The sequence below is a fragment of the Paenibacillus camelliae genome, from assembly GCF_023715345.1.
Taxonomy (GTDB): domain Bacteria; phylum Bacillota; class Bacilli; order Paenibacillales; family Paenibacillaceae; genus Pristimantibacillus; species Pristimantibacillus camelliae.
The window spans coordinates 479306-501658 of record NZ_JAMBNY010000001.1; the positions used below are offsets into that span (position 1 = coordinate 479306).

The following is a 22353-nucleotide window of genomic DNA, read 5'->3' on the forward strand; positions in this document are numbered from 1 at the left end:
GCTTTATTGAGCTTGAACTTGATTCGCATAATGCTCAGCAGCTTCAACCAGCATGCGAATAGCAAGCTTCATCGAACGCTCATCCAGATCAAAGCGCGGGTGATGATGCGCATATACAGCACCGGCTGCTTCGCTTCCTGCACCAACAAACATAAAACACCCTGGCACTTCCTTTAAGTAAAAAGCGAAATCCTCTGCAATCATAATCGGAGCTGCTTCCTCAGTGTTTTCATCCCCCACAATCGTGCGAGCGACCTCTAACACGCGATTCGCCTCAGCCTGGTCATTAACTACTGCCGGGTAGCCTTTTTTCAGCTCGTAACGATACGTTGCTCCATGCAGCTCACAAAGCTTTTGAATCGTTTTTTCGACCTTATTTTGAGCAATCTCGCGACTTCTCTCATCAAAGGTACGAATCGTCCCCTTCAGCAAGCAACGCTCAGCAATGACATTATTTGCTTGTCCAGCCTGAAAAGTTCCAATGGTAACAACTGCTGGTGAGATCGGATCTATATTTCTACTGACGACCGTTTGCAGGCTTTGTACAATTTGCGAGCCAATGACGATTGCATCAATTGTATGATGCGGTACTCCACCATGACCACCTAAGCCTTGAATTTCTACTGAGAAATCATCGACCGCGCTCATAAAGTTACCGCTTTTTGTTGCGACTTTACCATACGCTAGCGGTGTCCAAAGATGGACTCCATATATAACATCTACTCCACTAAGCGCACCTTCAGCAATCATTGACGCCGCACCGCCAGGTGCCAGCTCCTCTGCTGGCTGAAATATTAGCCTACGCTCGCCTTTGAGCTCATGCTTTCGATGTACATAAAATTGTGCAATAGCAAGCAATGAAGAGGTATGTGCGTCATGACCACATGCATGCATCACATTAGGTACTTTAGATGCATAATCTACAGACTTCTCATCCTGGATCGGCAGCGCGTCCATATCTGCACGTAAAGCAATTGTCGGCCCGGCCAGATCGCCTTTAATTGTAACGATGAGTCCATAATTATGTTGACAGCGTGTTACACTGCAGCCCATTTCCTCTAGACGCTGCTCAATCCATGCTGATGTACGTTTCTCGTGAAAAGAAAGCTCTGGATATTGATGAAGATAACGACGCCATGACACCGCCTGATCAAAAACTTCTTCGGTGTACCGCTCTAGCTGCTGTAATATCGTCATGCAGTTACCTCCTTATCCTTTAGATCAAAATTCTTATTATAGTGTAACAGAAAAATCGTAACAGCGGTAATGCTGTAATGGATGAATCTAGTAATGTTATATCGCGCTCGAGGTATTTTGTCTATCAGTAATGCTTGCACTAGCCAATGAAACATACTATCATTATGAAAGAATAGCTCGATACTAGATTTGTATAGATCATCCGTTCCATCGCATATTGCTTTGGACAGATTGCAGAGCAGCCTACTGCTATGAGAATCGAAACTCGTAGTTAGATGACACTTCACAACTAATGTTATAGGAGGAACAGGAATGATTATCGAAAATTCCGGACTTAACGGGCTCAAAAGTGAGCTTGGCTATCTTGATGAAGCAGCAGAAAAAGCTGGCTTTTTCCGTGGCCAATGGGAATACACTCGTGCTACATATGATTTGAAAATTGAAGACTCGCAATCTGAAGATGTATACTATCTTCGTGTGAACACACGTGCGATTGAAGGTAAGCTTGAAAATCCACATGCTGTGCTTATTATTGAGGACGTATACATTGGTCTTTCTACGTTTCCGCATGGTCTTGACTATGAAACACCTATTCCTAAGCATGTTATGGATGTTGCAAACAAAGGTATTCAAGCTTTATATTCTGCATTAAGCTAATAAAGAGGTAATATTATGAAAGCTCCGCAAAAAACTAGTAAAGGTAGACCAGATTTTCTACTTCTAATTATGACGCTAATACTTGTCGGTTTCGGTCTAGTAATGGTGTTTAGCGCGAGCTCAAGTGTTGCGGTTGTATCTGCAGGAATGAATTTTGATGCTCTTTACTTTACGAAGCGCCAGTTCATATTTGCTGGCCTTGGTGTGTTCATGATGTTTTTCATTATGAACATTCCGTTCCGCAGATTCAAAAAGCTGCAAATTCTTTTCTTTATTCCAGTCATTATTATGCTAATACTCGTACCGATTATCGCGCCGGAAATTAATGGTGCGCGAAGCTGGTTCGGATATGCAGGTCTCGGGATACAGCCTACAGAGTTCGCTAAAATTGCCCTTATAGTATATTTAGGAGCACTGATATCGAAGAAGGGAGAAAAGTTTCGTGACTTTAAGCGCGGACTACTCCCTGTTCTTATCATCATCGCATTTATATGCGGACTAATTATGTTACAGCCTGACCTTGGCGCCGTTATCGTAATTGCTGGTAGTGCGGGTATGATGATCTGGGCATCAGGCGCGAAGCTAAAGCATTTATTGTTAACATTGCTTGGCGGAACCGCTATTCTTACACCGATCGTCACCTATTCGATTCTAACGAATCCAACTGCCTGGAATTATCGAATCGCAAGGTTCACGGCTTTCCTTGATCCAATCGGGAATGCTCAGGACAGTGCATGGCAGCTTGTATCTTCACTGCAAGCCTTTGGGCATGGCGGCTTTATTGGAGCTGGTTTCGGAGAAAGTATTCAAAAGCTTCATTATTTGAAATATCCATACAGTGACTTTATTTTTGCTGTTATTGCTGAGGAGCTTGGCTTTATTGGAGCTGCATTGTTCCTTATCTTTATGATTATTTTCTTATGGAGAGGCTTTATCGTCGCTGTTCGCTGCCCGGATCAGTTCGGAATGTTAACAGGTATTGGCATCGTATCACTGATTGCTTTTCAAGCCTTTATTAATATTGGCGGTGTTTCCGGAGCAATTCCTCTAACAGGGGTTACGCTGCCATTCATAAGCTACGGGGGCTCCTCTATTCTTGCTATGCTCATGGGCATGGGAATATTGCTGAGCATCTCAAGAGAGTATTATCAGGTGATGGACAAGACGACAATTACATCTACGACAACGAAAAAAACGACTGTTCCTATCGATTAGGAGACAGTCGTTTTCTTGTCGTTCAGTTTATTATGTTCCGTTTATTTCAAACGCATTACTACTTCTTCTGGCTCTTCTTCTTTGAAGGCTACTCCTTCAACCTTGACGTTTACTTCAACAACTTGAAGTCCAGTCATGTTAGAAACCTGTTCTCGAACATTAAGCTGAAGCTGACGACAAACCTCTTGAATTGGGATTCCGTAGTGTACGATAATACGAAGATCAATTGCTGCTTCTAGCTGACCTACCTCAACCGATACACCTTTTTGTACGTTTTTTCCACTTAGTCGTTTAGCAAGCCCTTCTGATATGCCACCAGACATTGCTGCAATGCCAGGCGTTTCGAGTGCTGCAAGTCCCGCTATAGTTGCTACTACATCATCAGAAATACGAATTAAACCAGTTTGAAGTTCCTCGGTCATGTCATTCACTCCTCAATAGGCCATATATGTACATTGTATAGGATATCATTTCCTTAATCAAGTTGAAGCACACAAATAAACAAGCTCTTTCATATTTTCCACTTTATAGTAAAACATAAAAATGTTAATAAATAAAAAAAGACAATCTCTATTGAGACTGTCCCTTCTGATCCAACGCTTCATATAATACAGCCAGATTGCGTTCTAGTCGACTTAATATTTCTTTTCCCTCTATCTCGGAAACTAAGCCGATACGAATTGCAAAATCAACCTCACGTGAAAATCCATACATTTGTGTATCAAGTACTTCTTCGTATAATGGACATTGACGGGTAGTAAGATTCGCCATCTGGACTTCAATAAGCTTTTCTATTTTAGCTGCATCCTCCTGCAGAAGACGTAGTGCTCGTTCAGTTAATAATTCAGTGCGCTCTAGTGCAGACATCGAATCCCTCCTTCACTGCTTCTCCAACAACTTTACCTCTCTTTATATTAGACGAAAAACAAGATAAGTACAAGGATAAACTAGTGTGAACATGAATAAAAGCTTGATTCAATAGCTCTAGCCTTGATTACTGATTTACTGTTGTTGATCACATTAAAAAAGCACCTCTCCACTGGAGAAGTGCCCGATTCATCATTTACTCTGAAATAATCGTAACGTTCAAGCTATGCTTAGCAAAAACTTCAGACATTGCTTTTTTAGCTTCTTCTGCGTCTGGTCCATGAACATGCAGCTCATAAGCGTGACCGCCCACTAACGTTGTGAACAAGCCTAAAATACTTTTGACATCAATGTATTTGCTATCAGCCTGTAGCACGATAGACGAAGTAAATTTACTCGCCGCTTGTGAAATTTCGACAATTGCCGCGTTATTCGACATGGGAGATCCCTCCATAGAAAAATAAGTTTTATATAGTTACCATCATACATTGAAATAGAGTAACCTTCAAGCATTTTCCAAATAAAATATTAAGCTTTTAATTGCTCCGGATTCAATGCTTGCAAATCAGGAGTGACAAATTGTCCATCCTTGCGAATGAGCTCGCCATCAAAGTATATTTCGCCACCGCCGTAGTCTGCTCGCTGAATTAATACAAGGTCCCAATGAATCGCACTGTTGTTTCCATTGTCGCAAGTTTTATAGCATTGACCTGGTGTGAAGTGAAGGCTGCCTGCGATCTTTTCATCAAATAGTATGTCATTCATTGGGTGCAGAATATACGGATTAAAGCCGATAGCAAATTCTCCTATGTAACGTGATCCTTCATCCGTATCCAATATCTGATTTAATTTCTCCGTTTGATCTCCTGCTTCAGCATGAACGATTTTACCTTTTTCAAAGGTCAACTTCACATTTTGAAATGTAGTTCCACCATACACCGTAGGCGTATTATAGTGGATGGTGCCTTCCACCGAATCGCGAATTGGTGCAGAGTAAACTTCTCCGTCAGGAATATTGCGATGTCCGGAGCATTTTTTTGCTCCGATTCCTTTTATGGAGAACGAAAGCTCTGTTCCTGGAGCTGTAATGCGAACTTGATCAGCATTGCTCATTCGTTGATAGAGCGCCTCCATTGCCACTTCCATTTTCGCATAATCAAGATTGCATACATTGAAATAGAAATCCTCAAATGCTTCTGTGCTCATACCAGCTAGCTGGGCCATCGATGCATTTGGATAGCGTAGGATGACCCATTTTGTGTGATTCACTCTTTGCTCCATATGCACCTTTTTAAGATGAATCGATTCATACCATTTCATTTGCTGCTCAGGCACATCTTTTAGTTCGTTTACATTATCGCTTGCTCGGATGCCGATATATCCGTGCATTTTTTTCATTTTTGCAAGATCAAGCTCAGCCCATAATTCGATTTGTTCCTTAGACGCATGCTTCAACAAACTGCGAGTAACGGCGCGATGACTAAGCTCTACGAACGGCCGACCACCGCGATTACTCACCTCTTCAACAAGCGCCTTTACGAGCTCTATCTCTTCCCCAATCATTTCAATCAAAATGTTTTCACCCGGTTGTACATCGATCGAATATTGCACTAGATTACGAGCCAATTGATCAATTCTACTGTCACGCATGAATCATTCCCCCTATACGCTTCCTTCAACAAATTCTATCGTACCACTTGAGCTGGACTTAGATCAAACTTGATATTGCTTTTACGAAACTCCTTGATGTCTAAACCATCTTTTATATAATCCATGGAAACATGCTCGTTTAATTGAAGCGGAACGATACGAGTAGGATCAATCGTAATTTCCACATTCATAGCGACTTTCAATTCCTTTAGCATTTGCTCAAGCTCTTGTTGTGAACGATCTACTTCCTGTTGGACAAGTGTAAGATGCTTTTTTTGATCCTTAGCACGGGTTAAAGCGTCCAGTGTCACATTAGTTAACTCTTTTTTGAGCAGCTCCTTCCACCTTGTTGTAGCTGCCTCTGGATCTACGGTTACACCCAGCACTATAATATTACTTTGCTCTGACTCATCAAGTCCATTATACGTAACCTTTGCCTCTGTATAATTTTTCGCAATAAAATCAATTTCATTAACTGGATTACTTACAAAGCTGTTCGATTGCTCTGCAAACATAGCGATCTGTTTATGCTTCTCTATTTCACCTTCAAAGGCAAACGGCTGCAGTGCCACCCCATCCTCAAAACCCATTACAACCGTACCACTAAAGCGAAAGTCGTCCTCTGCAACCATTCCCGCGCGCAAAAGTTCTAGCCACTCATCACCCGTTCGATTATCCGTAATAATGCTGCAGGCTGCTATAATGATACAGCAAACAAACAAGCCAATCAGACTACTATTTTTACGCATAAGCCACCTCGATTATAACTTCATTCCGTTATAGCTTAACTCAAAGCTAGCTTAGTTATGCGCTGATATCTAACATCAATGGGTAGAATAACTCAATCCTCTTGACGTTTGTACGTATGACAAAACAATAAAGGGCAGCTAATTAGCTGCCCTTTATTGTTTACATTATATAATGGCTTAGAAGAAAGTTATTTACCCGATATTAATTCGATTACGGCCACTCTTTTTCGATTCGTAAAGCGCCATATCTGCACGATAGAACAATGATTCAACACTTATTTTTTCATGAGATTGATCCCATTCGCTTACTCCGCAAGAAACGGTTACCTTAGGATTGGTTTCATACTCCACACGCTTGCGAATTCGCTCAGCAATTTGTGCCGCTCGAATAGCAGTTACATTCGGCAAGTAAATCGCCAGCTCCTCACCGCCCCAACGAGCGGCGATATCACCATTACGTATGGAGCTCCGTATAATTGCGCAGACCTGAATGAGCACCCGATCTCCTACCTGATGACCAAACGTATCGTTGATTCCCTTGAAGAAATCAATATCTACAAGGATTAACGACCCTTGCGTATCACTTCGTTGCTTGCGCTGAATTTGTTCATCCAAGTAGTGTCGTACATGCAAATTTGTAAGCTGATCGGTAATGATCATTTTGTGCATCTCGGCGTGCAGTGAGGCATTCGTTACTGCAAGTCCGATATGCGTACTCACAACCTGCAGAAGCTTAAAGTTGTCATAGGAAAAGTAATTGGCTTGAGTATGTGTAACAAGAATGACTCCAACGACTTCCCCATCTATAAAAATCGGCGCACCAATCAATGATCTTGAATTCGTATCTTCCATCAGCTCAGAAGGAACCGTTTGCGTATTCCAATAATCAGATGTAAACAGCGCTTCCTTCGTACGGTAGACAATGCCAGTAAACCCATAATCGTTCGTATAGGTTTTACCAAGCAACGATTCCAAATTACTTGCTCTGACTTTAAATTCGTTGCGATTACGATCAAGCTGCAATACACAGCAGTAATCGGCTTTAAATATTTTAAGAAGCTCTACTGTCGCATATTGATATATTTCTCTTGAACGGAGTGACTGGTTAAGCCTCTTCGTCATTTCGTTAATAATTCTTAATTCGTTAATCAATAAATTTGATTGCTCATAGAGCTTAGCGTTTTCGAAGGCCGACCCTGCAGTATCTGCAATGAGCATAAAGGCTGGAAGATCAGATTCATCCCAATGCGTACGGTTGATTTCGATACAAAGCACACCATATGCCGCTTGCTTCCCATTCATTGGGATCGCCAAGCGAATATAGCCAGGATGATTACGATCTATACAGCATTTTCCTTCTAGGAAAGCTTCTGTTACGATGTCGTTTGAAGAGTTTCTAAACTCTAGAGGACGTACTCGATGATCTCCTTCAAGGTGATCCTGTGAAAGATACAAATAAATTTCAGAATCTTGATACAGCTCTTCAAGGCTATGCAGCATTTCCCGCACAACGCTTTCGGCATCGATTTGATCATAAAGCCGCTTCGATACTAAAAACAGCCGCTCTCGGTGCGTTGCTTCCTTATCCACTAACGTTTTCTGCAGCATAATCTCCTTAACGAAAACACTTTCAAATACACGGTAAAAATGAATACGAAAATGCTTCATATAAGCGCCAAGCTCAGCTTTACTAATCGCGTGCTTATGTTCCACTACATACATAAACACAGCAAATATTTTATTATCCTTCCGTCTTCTGACAGGAACCGCACTAAACTGGACGTCCTGCTCCGTAAAATCAATATATTCTTCTTGTTCAATACATTGAGCAGCCAGCCTGCTTATAGCCTCATTCAACTGTTCCTTGCTTCGCATCTGCAAAACATTCATCGGATCGGTAGGCTCAGTACGATAAAGGGAGGCTGATCGTGTATATAGGCAGAACATTCCATGTCGACATGCATCTATATCTCGAGCGTCTTCATACCATGCATAGAAGCTTTCATTATAAAGCTCTGGCATGTATGGCTCGTCTGCATCATGGAAATCTTCATCGGCAAACCAAATCATAGGCTTATAAATTCCATTCGTTCCGTCCTTCATCATGCACCCAACCCTTTCTTTCACTGCCCTAAGGAGATGAGCTTTCTATCTTATTATCATACTCTATTTTTAAGGATTTTGCACTACGGACGAATAAAATAATAGGACTTTAGACGGTATTTTTGTAAAATGATAGTAATATTGTTACTCTAGCATATCATTTCTTGACTTTTCAATTGGAGACTTTATAATATTAATGATGGTATTATGGGCGTACGGTTTTGTGTCACCCTCAGGATATGCAAGGACTGTCTAGCCTGCGGCTGATGTGCTTGACAGTGCAGTAATTGTGCTGCACCTTCATATCCGCGAAACACAACCCCATCCTCAATAATCTCATTTGATGAAGGAGTTAATCGACACATGTCACGTTATACTGGTCCTAAATTTAAACTAAGCCGCCGTCTTGGAATTTCACTAGCTGGAAACGGTAAAGATCTTAAGAGAGCTTTCCCTCCGGGACAACATGGCCCTAACTCTCGCCGCAAAATTAGCGGTTACGGCCTACAACTTATGGAGAAGCAAAAGCTTCGTCATATGTATGGTATGAGTGAAAAGCAATTCCACAACCTTTACGTTAAAGCTACGAAAATGAAAGGTATTGCCGGTGAAAACTTCATGGTGCTTCTTGAAAGCCGCCTTGATAACCTAGTATATCGTCTAGGTTTTGCTAATTCTCGTGCAGGTGCTCGTCAGCTTGTTGCTCACGGTCACATCACAGTTAATGGCAAAAAAGTAGACATCGCGTCTTATGCCGTTTCTCTTGGCGACGTAATTGGCTTGCGTGAGCGCAGCCGTGGAATGAAATCTGTGAAAGAAGCGATTGAAGGTCGCGTACACCTACCTGCTTACCTTGAGTTTAACGATCAAGCAGTTGAAGGTAAATACGTTCGTCTTCCTGAGCGTTCTGAGCTTTCACAAGAAATCGATGAGAAGCAAATCGTCGAGTTCTACAGCCGTTAATATCGGAACAAAAAGGACTGCAGCTTACTGCAGTCCTTTTTTATTTAGAATTGATTGATTAGTTGTCGCTATCCACTGGCTTATCCTTCGTTAATAGCTGCTGAACAACAGCTTCGACATTACCGTCTATTGGACTTTGCTGCTGTTGGATTCCTTTCCCACTAGCTAGACGGGAAATCAAACCATTCACATCAATCCCTGTAACATTTTCCAGCATTTCTGGTGCAGTTGCCATTAGTGAGGTTACATAATTACTAACTCTTGCCGCCCCTTCTCCATTGCCTGTATCAACAACAGATAGCTTTTCAATATTGCCCATCGGCTCAGCAATTTTTCCAGCTAGCTCAGGAAGCATCTTCAGTACGATGTCGAGAACAGCAGCCTCACCGAATTTCTCGAAGGCAAGGGCTAGCTTCTCTTTCGCTTCAGCTTCAGCCAAGCCCTTTAAGCGGATAACTTCTGCTGTAGCTGTACCCTGTGCTCGCTCAACGTCGGCAATCGCAATACCTTCCAACCGCTTCTGCTCGGCAACAGCCTTCGCCTCAGCTTCAATTCGATATTGTATCGCATCCGCTTCTCTAAGCTGCTTCGCTTTATTCGCTTCTGCCGCTTGTTCAACTGCGTAACGATCAGCATCTGCCTTCTTCTTAACCTCTGCATCATACTGCTTCTCTCGTCTTAGAATTTCTTTTGCTTCTAGATCAATTTCGCGTTCTTTACGTACTAGCTCTACTCGCATCTGCTCTTCAACAACGAGCTGCTTCGCTTTTGCCTCTTGAATCGCATACGCCTGATCAGCTTCCGCCTTCGCAGTATCCTGATCTCTTTTGAAGGATGCTATTTTCATTTCTTTATCGCGTTCAGCTTCAGAGATATTTGTATCTTTTAACAACTCAGCTTTTTGTGCTGCCTCCGTAGCGAGCGCCTTCTGAATCGTTGCATCACGATCTGCTTCAGCTTCAGCGATTTCAGCATCACGCTTTACAGCTGCAATTCTTGGCTTACCAAGGGCATCTAAGTATCCGTGCTTATCACGCACATCCTTAATCGTAAATGATACAATTTGAAGTCCCATCTTTTTAAGGTCACGTGCTGCAACCCCTTGAACTTCTTGAGCAAATTTATCACGATTTCGGTATATTTCCTCTACAGTCATAGTCCCTAATATCGCACGCAAATGCCCCTCCAGCACCTCTTGCGCTTCTACCTTTAACGCTTCAGTTGGCTTTCCAAGAAACTGCTCGGCTGCCGTTGCGATATCTTCTACAGACCCACCAATTTTAATAATCGCAACACCGTTCGAGAAGACAGGTACACCTTGCGCGGAATACACTTCAGGTGTAGCAATATCTAGCTTATGGGATAATAATGATAAAAATTGCGATTGCTGAAATATTGGAATAATAAATGAACCGCCACCACGAATAATTTTTACTTTTCGACCCGATTCATCGACCATCGTATTGCGCGTTCCAAGAAAAGAACCCGTCACTAGCATCGCTTCATCTGGACTAACCGTTTTATATCTTGCCCAAAAGGCAAGCCCCAGTACTACGATAACTCCAACGACAATAATAGGAATTGTTAACCATTCTTCCATTTCTCAGCCTCCTAATCTAAATTTAATTCAGATACTAATAACACACCATCCTGTACCTCAATGACTACTACGGACCGTTCACCATCGATCTCGACCTTTCCAAAGCTCGCTGCGGTGTGACTGACTACACCACCAACAGTTTTAACCATTACCTCGCCATAGCCCTCTGCGGGGATTGGTACAACAACCTGAGCCTCCTTTCCAACCAAGTCATAAATGGAATATCCGATTGAACTCTCTGCATTAGCCATCGGCTTAACGTACACGAAGTAGACGATAATAACACCGACGATTGCTAAACCGAGCGAGGCTAACACAACGATTGTCATAGTTAGTGCAGAAAACTGAAGGAGTACAATGCCTGAACCTCCAAAGATCGTTAATCCACTCATTAACGTCAACGGTTGTATGACTGGTAAATTATCGAGCTGCAGCCATTCTAATGATGCATCTAATGCACCTGCTAATACATCACCAAAGATGACAACGACAATCGTATAAATAACACCAATCAAAAAGCATATCCAAAATACGGCTTCCATGGCCCTCCCTCCTTTGATGTTAATTTCAATAAATGGTTCAATCTATTAGATTATACATCATTTCCCTTATTTAGGTTTCAAATTATTCATTTATTGCTGGCAGCGTGTGTATAGTATTGTTTTCCTTATTCACTAAAACAAGCAACTTTATAATAGTAATGTGCGTCAAAACTAGTGTGTTGTAAGCACTGACCTGTAATATACGCACATGTTGAATTGTGGTATAATACGAATGTTATGCTAGAGGAGGAATGTGAACATATGGAAGAGGAACAAAAATCACAGTCGAGGCCATATGGCGCTTTTCGGTGGTTTAGCCTTATTAGCTTCTTAACCATTAAATGGGTTTTATTATTCGTAGTTTTTGGAGGCTTACTTGCAGGCGGAGCAGTGGCAGGTTATGTTGCTGCTAATGTTAAAGACGAGGAAATTCGTCCTCAATCCTATATTCAAAGTAAAATAGAAGAATATTCTATGACAGGCTATGTTTACTTTAACGATGGAACACTAGTCGGTCAGCTTCGAACAGATGAGGATCGTATCGTTATTACATACGATGAAATCCCACAGAGTGTGTTAGACGCACTTACTGCGACAGAAGACCAAAACTTCTGGGAGCATCCAGGTGTCGATGCATACGGACTAGGTCGAGCAGTTAAAGAACGGCTATTTAACGAAGATACGCAGACTGGCGGAAGTACACTGACACAGCAGCTTGCCCGTCGTGTCTTTTTAAGTCTTGATCGTACAGAAAGCCGTAAAATCAAAGAGATTTTTCTCTCGCTTCGTATGGAGCGTTACTTGAAAAAAGAAGAAATCATAACTGCATATTTAAACAAAATGCCATTCGGTAACGGCTCAAATGGATACCAAGTATTCGGAATTAAAGCAGCAGCTAAAGGTATTTTCGGAATCGAAGACCTTAATAAGCTCAATATTGCACAGGCTGCATACCTTGCTGGTTTGCCTCAATTACCAAGCAGATACACCGCATTTACAGGTACCGGTCAATATAATGAACAAGGCATCGAAAATGCAATTAAACGTCAGAAGCTTGTATTGAGCAGAATGCGAGAGACGAATAAAATTACTGAAGCCGAGTATAACGAAGCATTGGCGTTTGATATACGCTCTTCGATTACAGAGCCTACTGAAAAAGCATATAACACTTATCCTTACCTTATGCTCGAAGCTGAGCGAGAAGCAGCAAAAATATTGCTGCTGCAGAACAACAAAGACTTAACGCTAGCTGACCTTAACAAAGATGAGAATTCCTATCTTGTTGAAGATGCTCGCGAGATGCTACTGCGTGGTGGATATCATGTTCATACGACGATTGACAAAGAAGTGTATGATATGATGCACGAAATCGGCAGTAATCCTGATAACTTTACTCCTGACCATCCAGAAAAAGGGATAGAGCAAGTCGGAGCAATACTCGTTGACCATTCCACTGGCGCAATTCTTGGTATGCTCGAAGGACGAGATTTCTACAAAGAGCAGCTAAATCATGCAACGCAAATGATCCGCCAGCCTGGTTCGACAATGAAGACACTTGCAGCTTATTTACCCGCTCTTGAGAAAGGGTTAATTCAGCCTGCGAGCATTATTGACGATGCACCTCTAATTCTTGAGGATGGCCAAAAGGGTTATCATATCCCGATGAACGCCAATCGAAGATTCGCTGGACTTGTTACAGCACGTACAGCACTGAATCGTTCGTTAAATATTCCGGCTCTAAAAATCTACAATGAGGAATTAACGATTCCAGTAGCTCTTGACTTTATTAAGGAGCTAGGAATTACAACATTAACTGAGTCAGATTATTACGCAAAAACTGGAGTTATCGGTGGCTTGGAACGTGGGGTAACTGTTGAGGAAATGACGAATGCCTACGGCTCCATCCCTAACAAAGGTCAAATCAACAAATCATACATGATCTCTAAAATTACAGATGCTAACGGTAAAGCGATTTATGAGCATGAGTTAAAGCCAAAGCGTGTATTTTCTGAGCAAACGGCATTTCTGATGTCAGATATGCTACGCACCACGATCGCTGACGGTGCAGGTACAGGGGCTGCGCTTCGAGGTCAATTAAAAGCCTATAATACGATTGACTTCGCAGGAAAGACCGGTTCTACACAAAGCTACGGAGATGTTTGGTTCGTTGGCTTTACACCAGATGTTACGCTCGGTGTATGGGCTGGTTATGAGAAGCAAATCCACACGCTTTCTAATAACGCACGAACACGTGCACGTACGATTTGGGCGACCATTATGAATGAATTAACAGAAAACCGGCCAGATCTATTCGAGAATAAGAAATTCGAACAGCCTGAAAACATCGTGAAGGCAACCGTATCCTCAACGAGCGGATTGCTTCCATCAAGCTTGAACAAATCAGCAGGCTTGGTTGTCACAGACTGGTTCAATAAAGAATATTTACCGAAAAAAACAGATGATTCACTCATCAATATGAAGGTCATTGAGTACAATGGCGTTAACTATAAGCCAAATGAGCTTACGCCAGAGGATATGCTGGTGGAAAAGCAAGTTATTGTACGAAAAGCACCACTCGATCAATTGATGCTTGATCTGCAGGCCGCTCAATCCAAGCTTCCTGCAAGCAGCAGACGAGATCTATCCACTTATGTTCCGGCAGATGCAGGTAGGGATGCCCCATCCGTCGTTGATCCTCGGGAGGATGACGGTGCAATTCCAGCTTATCCGCCAAACGTTAGATTAAGCAGTGACTTTGTATTAACATTCAGCAATAGCAGCTCACCTGATGTTGTTGGATATCGGATTTTCCGTTCCGTTAACGGGGGGCCATACGAGAAATATGGCGATTCTATTGTGTGGACGAAAGAAAGCTACGCTGTAAATGTAAATGTGAACCCTGCACAGCATACGAGCTTCTACGTCGTTGCAGTTGATGTCGTTGGTAAGCAATCTGAGCCAAGTCTTAAGGTAGAATACGGAAGTAATATCCAACCGCCAGATCTTGAGTTACCAGAGTTCCCTAATGACACTGATTCAGATTCAGGCAACGTTGAAGGCAATAGCAATGGTAACGGCAATAACGGCAACAGCAATAACGGTAACAGCAATAACGGAAACGGTGGCAATAACGGCAATAATCAGCCTGCGCTCAGCGCTCCATCAGCTCCAGTCGGTCTATATGGTGAATATGTAGGAATGAACCTACTCTTAAGCTGGTCCACTAATTCCGTATCAGAGCAAGTTACTGAATATAATGTTTACTATAGTGCTGATAATGATGGCAACTATACGAAGCTAGGCTCGACTAGCTCAGCATCCTATGAGCATAGCGGTGCGCAATCTGGCGGAGCCTATGTCATCACCGCTGTCAATGAACTAGGTGAATCGGGCCATTCAGCGAAGCTGGTCGCGCAATAGCACCTAACAATGTAACGTTCACGAAGAGTAATACTATGTAAGATCACCGTAATACAATAAAGGGATGGTACAGTGCTCCGGCATACTGTACCATCCCTTTAATTTTGGCTATGTTAAACCTCAATGTTGATATTTAATAATTCCGAACAAACGTTCTATAATAATGGTTATATATCACTTGTTCGAAGATGATTTACCTATGAATTTAAATGAACTGAAGAAGCTTGCCGATACTTTGGACGATAACGGTAAGCAGGAGCTTATCTATTTCTTGCAGTCACGAACCAAGGGCATGTCGGCTCCTGTAAGAGCAATTGATGAGATACAAGAGCAGAAGCACAAAGATGGGCTTGTTTGCCCACATTGCAAAAACCATTCTGTTGTGCGATTTGGGAAATACGCTGTAATAACCCGCACTGGAGAGGTTAAACGTCAACGTTACCGTTGTAAGTCCTGTCGCCAAACGTTCAATGACCTTACGAACACCCCTCTGCAACAAACGAGGCGACCTAATATGTGGGTTCGTTTTATTGAATGCATGATTGAGGGCTTTTCTCTGAGAAAATGTGCAGAGCAGTTAAACGATGAAGTCACGCATGTCACATTGTTTTACTGGCGGCATAAGATTCTCGCCGCTATTAAGCAAATACCAACTGAAGTGTTCCAAGGTATCGTCGAAATGGACGAAACCAATTTTCTATTCTCTGAAAAAGGCAAGCGTAATATAGTTGAACGTAAGCCTCGAAAACGTGGTGGTAAATCCAAATATCGTGACATAAGCAACGACCAGGTTTGCGTCCTCGTAGCCCGTGACCGTCAGAAGATGACCTACTCTGGCGTTCTTGGACGTGGGCGTATTCAGACAACGAAGTTGGATGAAGCAATTGGCGAACATCTTTCCGACTCAAATGTTCTTTGTACCGATTCGTGGAGAGCATTCAGTTCGTACGCAAATACGAAAGGCTTAGCTCATTACCGTTTCAAGTCCGATGGTAAACAGCGTGTGAAGGGCGTGTACCATATCCAAAACGTAAACAGCTATCACAGCCGCTTAAAGAAATGGATGGACCGCTTTAACGGTGTTGCAACCAAATATTTGCAACATTATTTGGCATGGTTTCGTTTTATAGACAGCAAGGAATACGAGAATACCGCATCGAATAAGAAAAATATGTTGGTCAAATCGTGCCTGTTTTCTGTGACCGATACGTACGCCAAACTTCGGCTTTCAGCTTATTCTTGTTAATCTAACGGGAGTTTAGTGAAATATCATTTGTAACATAAGAAAGGCGATTCTGCGTTTTAATACATAATCGCTATACAGGAGGGATTTCATTGAGATTCAAAATTATGACTTTGTTAATTTGTATATTAGCTTTATCCGCTTGTGCATCTAAAGCTGAGATATCAATAGATTCCGAAGTAAACAGTGGTTCGTCTTCGCAACCTGATTTAACTCAAGATAAAAGCTTTAATGATGGATTTGTAGGATTTGTGGTAAAGAAAGAAAATAATCAAGTTCTTGTCACAAACCCAAATGTTCAAGACTTCAGTGCGAACGGTGGGGAAAAACACTATTATTCGGCTTCTTGGTATTCGAATGTCCCCTCCAACATCGAGATTGGTCAGAAAGTGGAAGTATGGGTCGCTGATGGTGCTAAGACAACTCAATATCCAGGTAGTGATACAGCAGTGGGTTTTGCAGTTATTCAGACTCCACAACCAAATGGAGCCAATTTAACCGAAGAAGATGCTATCCGAAAAGCCCTTGCTTCAAAGGAAGTAGCGGCGGCAAATTATTCATATCCAGTTATAAAAGAAGTGAAATATGACGTATCTAAATCTCGTTGGACGATTTTTATAACACAGATGGGCGATGAAAAAGTATTGGAGATAATGGTTGAGGATAAGTAGAATCAATAAGGGCAATTTTTATTAACAGTAAACGATAGCTCAATTAACCGCCTTTTCACAAAGGCGGTTTTCTTATGGTCATAAATCAACATTAGAATTTAACATAGCCTAATTTTTAAATGAACCCCTCATTTATGAAATCGTAAGCTCCATTATATAATCGTCCATCACATAACCATTGCCAATATCCGCTACCTGCTCGTTCACAATGTCGAAGCCAATTCGCTCATACATGGCAATAGAGGATGCATTGTGACGATTCACAGTTAACCAGATCTTGCAAAGCTGGCGTTCAGCCGCCATTTTAGTAATGAGCTGCAGCGCTGCTTTACCGAAGCCTTGACCTCTCGCTTCCTTCTTAATATACAGCTTGCTTAAAAATAGAGACTCTCCCTCCTGCTTAACAGCTGCATATCCTACTATATTTCTTTCTTGCTGGATGAAAAAATAATGATAGCCTTGCTTAAGCTGCTCAGTTATCGCCTGTACCGATTGAAATCGATCAAGCATATAATCTATTTGCTGCTGGGATAATAAACGAATATAGTATTCATTCCAAATCTCATATGCGAGCCGCGCAAGCTTATGTATTTGTTCCTCCGTCTTTGTAGTTATTAGTTTAATATCCATGCACGATCACTCCTATTAACAGTTTATAGCATTATAACGAAATGCTAAAGGATCGACAATAGCACAACAATGCCTGCCGGCTACCCGACAGGCATTGTGTCTGTAAGTTATTATGATTGCTTGTTATTAATCCTCAATGGAGGAGAGATCACCTGTAGGCAGATTCAGCTCCCATGCTTTCAGCACTCGACGCATAATTTTTCCACTGCGCGTTTTAGGTAGCTTTTCCTTAAACTCAATCTCTCTAGGTGCAGCGTGAGCTGATAATCCCACCTTAACAAATTGCTTGATCTCCTTCTCTAGCTCTTCCGTAGGCTCATAGCCGTCACGAAGCGCAATAAAAGCTTTAATGATTTCCCCGCGTACTGGGTCAGGTTTACCGATGACACCCGCCTCAGCGACCGCAGGATGCTCGACAAGCTTAGATTCTACCTCGAATGGGCCTACGCGCTCTCCAGATGTGTTGATGACATCATCTACTCTACCCTGAAACCAGAAATATCCGTCCTCATCGTAGTAAGCCGAATCTCCGGATACATACCAGCCCTGAATTCTAAAGTACTCTGCATACTTCGCATCATTGTTCCATACTTTGCGCATCATCGATGGCCAGCCTGTTTTGATTGCGAGGTTACCCATACGATATGGAGGAAGCTCATTACCTTGATCATCAAGAATCGTTGCTTCTACTCCTGGTATTGGTTTACCCATCGAGCCAGGTTTAATATCCATGCTTGGATAGTTGCAAATTAATTGTGCTCCTGTCTCCGTCATCCACCACGTATCATGAATGCGCTGATTGTATACTTTCATTCCCCAGCGAACTACCTCTGGATTAAGCGGTTCACCAACACTTAGCACATGTCGCAGGCTGCTCAGATCATACTGCTTTACTACGTCGTCCCCTGCGCCCATCAGCATGCGAAAAGCAGTAGGTGCACTATACCATACGGTAACACCATACTTCTGTATCACACGATACCAATCATCAGGACTAAATCGTCCACCTCGTACAACATTGGTCGCACCGTTGAGCCATGGAGCGAAGATGCCATATGCGGTTCCAGTTACCCACCCAGGATCTGCCGTACACCAAAATACGTCATCCTTCTTCAAATCCAATACGATTTGTCCGGTATACAGCTGCTGCACCATGACATTGTGTACGTGGTAAATGCCTTTCGGCTTACCTGTAGAACCCGATGTATAATGGAGGATAAGGCCATCCTCACGATCTACCCACTCGATTGCAGCTTGATCACTATGCTCCTGCATCAGCTTGCTATAGCTGATCACACCTTCCTCTTCTACTACATCATCGCCATAAACGATAATATGCTTAAGCTGAGGCAACTCATCACGCTTAATACGTGAGAGCAAAGCAGGAGTCGTTACAATGGCGACAGCACCACTATCCTGTAATCGATCCTTTACGGCTGTTTCCATAAATGCTTCGAATAGCGGACCAACTATTGCACCTACTTTAATAATTCCAAGCACACTTGCATATAGCTCAGGAGTTCGCGGCATAAAAATAAAGACGCGGTCTCCCTTGCTGATCCCTAAATTACGGAGTCCATTGGCAAAACGATTGCTGGCTTGACTTAGCTGCTCATACGTATAACGCTCTTCACGCTGCTGATCACTGTATATAAGAGCAAGCTTATCACCATTTCCTTGCTCAACATGACGATCTATGGCTTCGTACGCGATATTTACTTTACCAGTCGTGGCCCAGCTAAACTGGGATTCAATTTGATCCCAAGAAAAGTTCTCACGTGCCGCTTCGTAATTTTGAAGATTTCCATTCTTAACTGTTGCTGGTATACGTTCTTGATGCAGGTCAATCATCGTTTCACTCTCCCATCTATTCAATAAAAATCCAAAGAATGCGCTTACAATAAAATTATTATATCATATAACTAATCTATTGCACTATATCTTTCCATATTACGTTGAATTATGTATAGTAGAAGGGAATAACGCCTTTTAAGAAAGAGGTACAACCTATGGAGCATAGAAAGCGGTTTCAATATAGGGAATACTTTATCTCTACACTTAACCAAACACTAGTTATTGAAGGACCGATCCCTCCTGAACGGCTCCGCGAGATGACATTAGATGGCACGCTTGATGCGTTCCGAAAGCCAAGAGATCAGCATGAAGCGCTTGTAGAGATCGCTGGTTTGCCTGAAGGCAGAATCATTGCTGCTCATCTCGAGGGGCACATAGTAGGCTATGTAACCTTTCATTATCCAGATGAGTATGAACGCTGGTCAGAAGGGAATATGCAGGATCTCGTTGAACTTGGTGCGATTGAGGTAGCCGATCACTATCGCGGCTGTGGGCTTGGTAAGCAGCTAATTATGACCGCATTCGCAGAGGGGCAGCTAGATAATGTAATTGTGTATACGACTGAATATTATTGGCATTGGGATTTAGAAGGAAGCGGACTTAACGTATGGGATTACCGAAAAATGATGGAAAAGCTAATGCAATCAGTGGATATGATTTGGTATGCAACGGATGATCCTGAGATTTGTGCACATCCCGCAAACTGTCTGATGGTGAAAATCGGCTCTGAGGTCCCGTTGTCGTCGGTGGAGCTGTTTGATCGGGTACGCTTCCGCAATCGCTTCATGTATTAGAGGAAGTTCAAAAATCTAACTTTGATCACGATGTGTCACTGTTAGGTTATTCGGCATCGAATTTTGAATTCAGCCGGGTCTTCCGGTACTCACGTACCAATAACGTACGCTGCGTTCCTCATTCCCTAGCTTCTTTCAAACTTCTTGGTGCTGAAAGCTAAATTTTTGAACCTTGATTTAACGAGGTAATTCAAAAAATTCAGCTTTGATCACGAAGTTAGACTGATAGCATACTCGACTGCAAATATTAATTTCATCGGGTTTTCCGGTGCTCACGTACAAATAACGTACGCTGCGCTCCTCAAATCCCTAACTTCATTTAATCTTCTTGGTGCTGAAAGCTAGATTTTGTACCTTGAATTAATGAGGTGGGTACAAAAATCTAACTTTGATCACGTAGTGTCATTGTATGGTAACTCGACGTCGAATTTTGAATTCAGCCGGGTCTTCCGGTACTCACGTACCAATAACGTACGCTGCGTTCCTCATTCCCTAGCTTCTTTCAAACTTCTTGGTGCTGAAAGCTAAATTTTTGAACCTTGATTTAACGAGGTAATTCAAAAAGTTCAGCTTTGATCACGAAGTTAGACTGATAGCATACTCGACTGCAAATATTAATTTCATCGGGTTTTCCGGTGCTCACGTACAAAATAGCGTACGCTGCGCTCCTCAAATCCCTAGCTTCATTTAATCTTCTTGGTGCTGAAAGCTAGATTTTTGTACCTTGATTTAATGAGGTAGGTTCAAAAAGTCCAGCTTTGATCACGAAGTATAACCGTTAGGTTATTCGGCATCGAATTTTGAATTCAGCCTAGCTTTCCGATGCTCACGTACCAATTACGTACGCTGCGCTTCTCAATCTCTAGCTTCTTTCAAACTTCTTGGTGCTGAAAGCTAGATTTTGTACCTTGATTTAATGTCGAATTTTGAATTCAGCTGGGATTGTGCTTCTAAAGCATGTTTTATTAGTATCTGTCCAAGCAGAAAGGATTGAATGTGAGGCTATGACGAATCCACAGATTCGCTTTATCCATTCCAAAGCAGCAAGCAGCTACCAATTTGAAAAAGATCATCCGTTCCATCCTATTCGCTATGATCTAACGATCTCGTTATTGGAGCATGTAGGCGCACTATCACAGACAGATATCTTTGAGCCACCTAAATATGATATGGAAGATTTGCTGCTGCTTGGACATCAAGAATCTTACATCGAGGCGATTAAATTGCTCAGCACGACACAGCCTCCAATTCATCTGAAGGAAAATGCTGAGCTATATGGGCTGCAAGCGGACGATACACCTTATTTTGCTGGGATGCATGAGGCTGCATGCAGTATCGTTGCTGGAACAGTATATGCGGTGGAGGAGGTCGTTCAAGGGCGACTACAGCACGCTTATCATATGGCTGGCGGGCTTCATCATGCTCTTCCTAACCGAGCAGCCGGCTTCTGCATCTATAACGATGCAGTTATTGCGATTCGTGCAGCACAACGACAGCACCAAATTAGAGTGCTCTATATTGACACAGACGTGCACCATGGGGACGGTGTTCAGCTTGCCTTCTATGCAGAGCCTTCCGTATGCACCTATTCCATTCATGAAACGGGTAAATTTCTGTTTCCTGGAACCGGTTATCATTATGAGCGCGGTATCGAGCAAGGCTATGGTACTAGCATCAATGTGCCACTAGAGCCTTATACAGAGGATGAGTCATGGCTTAACAGCTTCGAATATACATTGCGGAAAACGATACAGCATTATAAGCCTGATCTAATTGTTAGTCAGCATGGATGTGACGCGCATGCCTATGATCCACTCTCACACTTGCACTGCTCCATTGGCATCTATGAACGAATTCCTCAGCTCATTCACGAGCTAGCACATAGCTACTGCAACGGTAAATGGGTAGCGCTTGGCGGTGGTGGCTATGACCTGTTTCGAGTCGTACCCCGTGCGTGGTCATATGTATGGCTTGAGATGGCAGACCATGCATTCCTTCACCAGCTGCTTGAAGCTAAGCAAAAGCGAAACCTTACCCCTTTACCGAAGGACTGGCTTCAACAATGGAGCACCGTTACCACGCAGCAGCTGCCATTATATTGGCAGGATGAAGCTGGCAGTATCCAAGCGATACCACGTAGAGAAGAAATTACAGCACGCAACAAACATATCGCAGAATTAGCGGTTCAAGATATGTAA

Annotated in this window: 19 protein-coding genes; 8 read left to right on the plus strand and 11 right to left on the minus strand. The window is 42.5% G+C overall.

The features are described 5' to 3' along the window. Positions 1-3: 3 nt before the first annotated feature. On the minus strand, positions 4-1197 hold the full coding sequence (locus tag M3180_RS02255) for an amidohydrolase (protein WP_251665598.1): 1194 nt from the start codon (positions 1195-1197) through the stop codon (positions 4-6). 312 nt (positions 1198-1509) lie between these two features. Here M3180_RS02255 and M3180_RS02260 point away from each other — a divergent pair, with 312 nt between their 5' ends. Then, a complete protein-coding gene (locus tag M3180_RS02260; RefSeq protein ID WP_251665599.1) occupies positions 1510-1854 on the plus strand; it encodes a YugN family protein in 345 nt (114 codons plus the stop codon). Between the two features lie 15 nt (positions 1855-1869). Further along, complete coding sequence (gene ftsW, locus M3180_RS02265) at positions 1870-3069, plus strand: putative lipid II flippase FtsW (RefSeq protein ID WP_251665600.1); 1200 nt, start codon at positions 1870-1872, stop codon at positions 3067-3069. A gap of 41 nt (positions 3070-3110) precedes the next feature. On the opposite strand, the gene M3180_RS02270 is transcribed toward ftsW, so the two are convergent. The 6 genes from M3180_RS02270 to M3180_RS02295 all read right to left on the minus strand — a co-directional run bounded on the left by M3180_RS02270 (position 3111) and on the right by M3180_RS02295 (position 8441). Beyond that, positions 3111-3491, minus strand: coding sequence for an Asp23/Gls24 family envelope stress response protein (locus tag M3180_RS02270; protein WP_251665601.1), 381 nt, complete (start codon positions 3489-3491; stop codon positions 3111-3113). A gap of 148 nt (positions 3492-3639) precedes the next feature. After that, positions 3640-3936, minus strand: a complete 297-nt coding sequence (locus M3180_RS02275) for an Fpa/YlaN family protein (protein ID WP_251665602.1) — start codon at positions 3934-3936, stop codon at positions 3640-3642. A gap of 196 nt (positions 3937-4132) precedes the next feature. Beyond that, positions 4133-4375 (minus strand): HPr family phosphocarrier protein, encoded by a 243-nt coding sequence (locus M3180_RS02280; protein ID WP_251665603.1) that lies wholly within the window; start codon positions 4373-4375, stop codon positions 4133-4135. Between the two features lie 89 nt (positions 4376-4464). Continuing rightward, positions 4465-5586, minus strand: coding sequence for an aminopeptidase (locus tag M3180_RS02285; protein WP_251665604.1), 1122 nt, complete (start codon positions 5584-5586; stop codon positions 4465-4467). A 35-nt stretch (positions 5587-5621) separates the two neighbouring features. Further along, entirely contained in the window at positions 5622-6335 is a 714-nt protein-coding gene (locus tag M3180_RS02290; RefSeq protein ID WP_251665605.1) for a hypothetical protein, read from the minus strand. Between the two features lie 192 nt (positions 6336-6527). Next, positions 6528-8441, minus strand: coding sequence for a sensor domain-containing diguanylate cyclase (locus M3180_RS02295; protein ID WP_251665606.1), 1914 nt, complete (start codon positions 8439-8441; stop codon positions 6528-6530). Between the two features lie 360 nt (positions 8442-8801). Here M3180_RS02295 and rpsD point away from each other — a divergent pair, with 360 nt between their 5' ends. Continuing rightward, positions 8802-9401, plus strand: coding sequence for a 30S ribosomal protein S4 (gene rpsD, locus M3180_RS02300; RefSeq protein ID WP_251665607.1), 600 nt, complete (start codon positions 8802-8804; stop codon positions 9399-9401). Positions 9402-9459: 58 nt separating this feature from the next. Here rpsD and floT read toward each other — a convergent pair whose 3' ends face one another. Together floT and M3180_RS02310 are read right to left on the minus strand one after the other, a co-directional pair. Continuing rightward, entirely contained in the window at positions 9460-11001 is a 1542-nt protein-coding gene (gene floT, locus M3180_RS02305; RefSeq protein WP_251665608.1) for a flotillin lipid rafts scaffold protein FloT, read from the minus strand. An 11-nt stretch (positions 11002-11012) separates the two neighbouring features. Further along, complete coding sequence (locus M3180_RS02310; protein ID WP_251665609.1) at positions 11013-11543, minus strand: NfeD family membrane protein; 531 nt, start codon at positions 11541-11543, stop codon at positions 11013-11015. Between the two features lie 261 nt (positions 11544-11804). Here M3180_RS02310 and M3180_RS02315 point away from each other — a divergent pair, with 261 nt between their 5' ends. The 3 genes from M3180_RS02315 to M3180_RS02325 all read left to right on the plus strand — a co-directional run bounded on the left by M3180_RS02315 (position 11805) and on the right by M3180_RS02325 (position 16877). After that, positions 11805-14963, plus strand: a complete 3159-nt coding sequence (locus M3180_RS02315) for a transglycosylase domain-containing protein (protein ID WP_251665610.1) — start codon at positions 11805-11807, stop codon at positions 14961-14963. 199 nt (positions 14964-15162) lie between these two features. After that, positions 15163-16209, plus strand: a complete 1047-nt coding sequence (locus M3180_RS02320) for an IS1595 family transposase (RefSeq protein WP_432806889.1) — start codon at positions 15163-15165, stop codon at positions 16207-16209. A gap of 89 nt (positions 16210-16298) precedes the next feature. Beyond that, positions 16299-16877, plus strand: coding sequence for a DUF3221 domain-containing protein (locus M3180_RS02325; RefSeq protein WP_251665611.1), 579 nt, complete (start codon positions 16299-16301; stop codon positions 16875-16877). Positions 16878-17009: 132 nt separating this feature from the next. On the opposite strand, the gene M3180_RS02330 is transcribed toward M3180_RS02325, so the two are convergent. Both M3180_RS02330 and acsA read right to left on the minus strand, forming a co-directional pair. After that, positions 17010-17507: a GNAT family N-acetyltransferase gene (locus tag M3180_RS02330; protein ID WP_251665612.1), complete on the minus strand. Its 498-nt coding sequence runs from the start codon at positions 17505-17507 to the stop codon at positions 17010-17012. Between the two features lie 126 nt (positions 17508-17633). After that, complete coding sequence (gene acsA / locus M3180_RS02335; RefSeq protein WP_251665613.1) at positions 17634-19358, minus strand: acetate--CoA ligase; 1725 nt, start codon at positions 19356-19358, stop codon at positions 17634-17636. Positions 19359-19516: 158 nt separating this feature from the next. On the opposite strand from acsA, the gene M3180_RS02340 reads away from it, so the two are divergent. Continuing rightward, a complete protein-coding gene (locus M3180_RS02340) occupies positions 19517-20155 on the plus strand; it encodes a GNAT family N-acetyltransferase (RefSeq protein WP_251665614.1) in 639 nt (212 codons plus the stop codon). 1004 nt (positions 20156-21159) lie between these two features. Beyond that, positions 21160-22353 (plus strand): acetoin utilization protein AcuC, encoded by a 1194-nt coding sequence (locus M3180_RS02345; RefSeq protein ID WP_251665615.1) that lies wholly within the window; start codon positions 21160-21162, stop codon positions 22351-22353.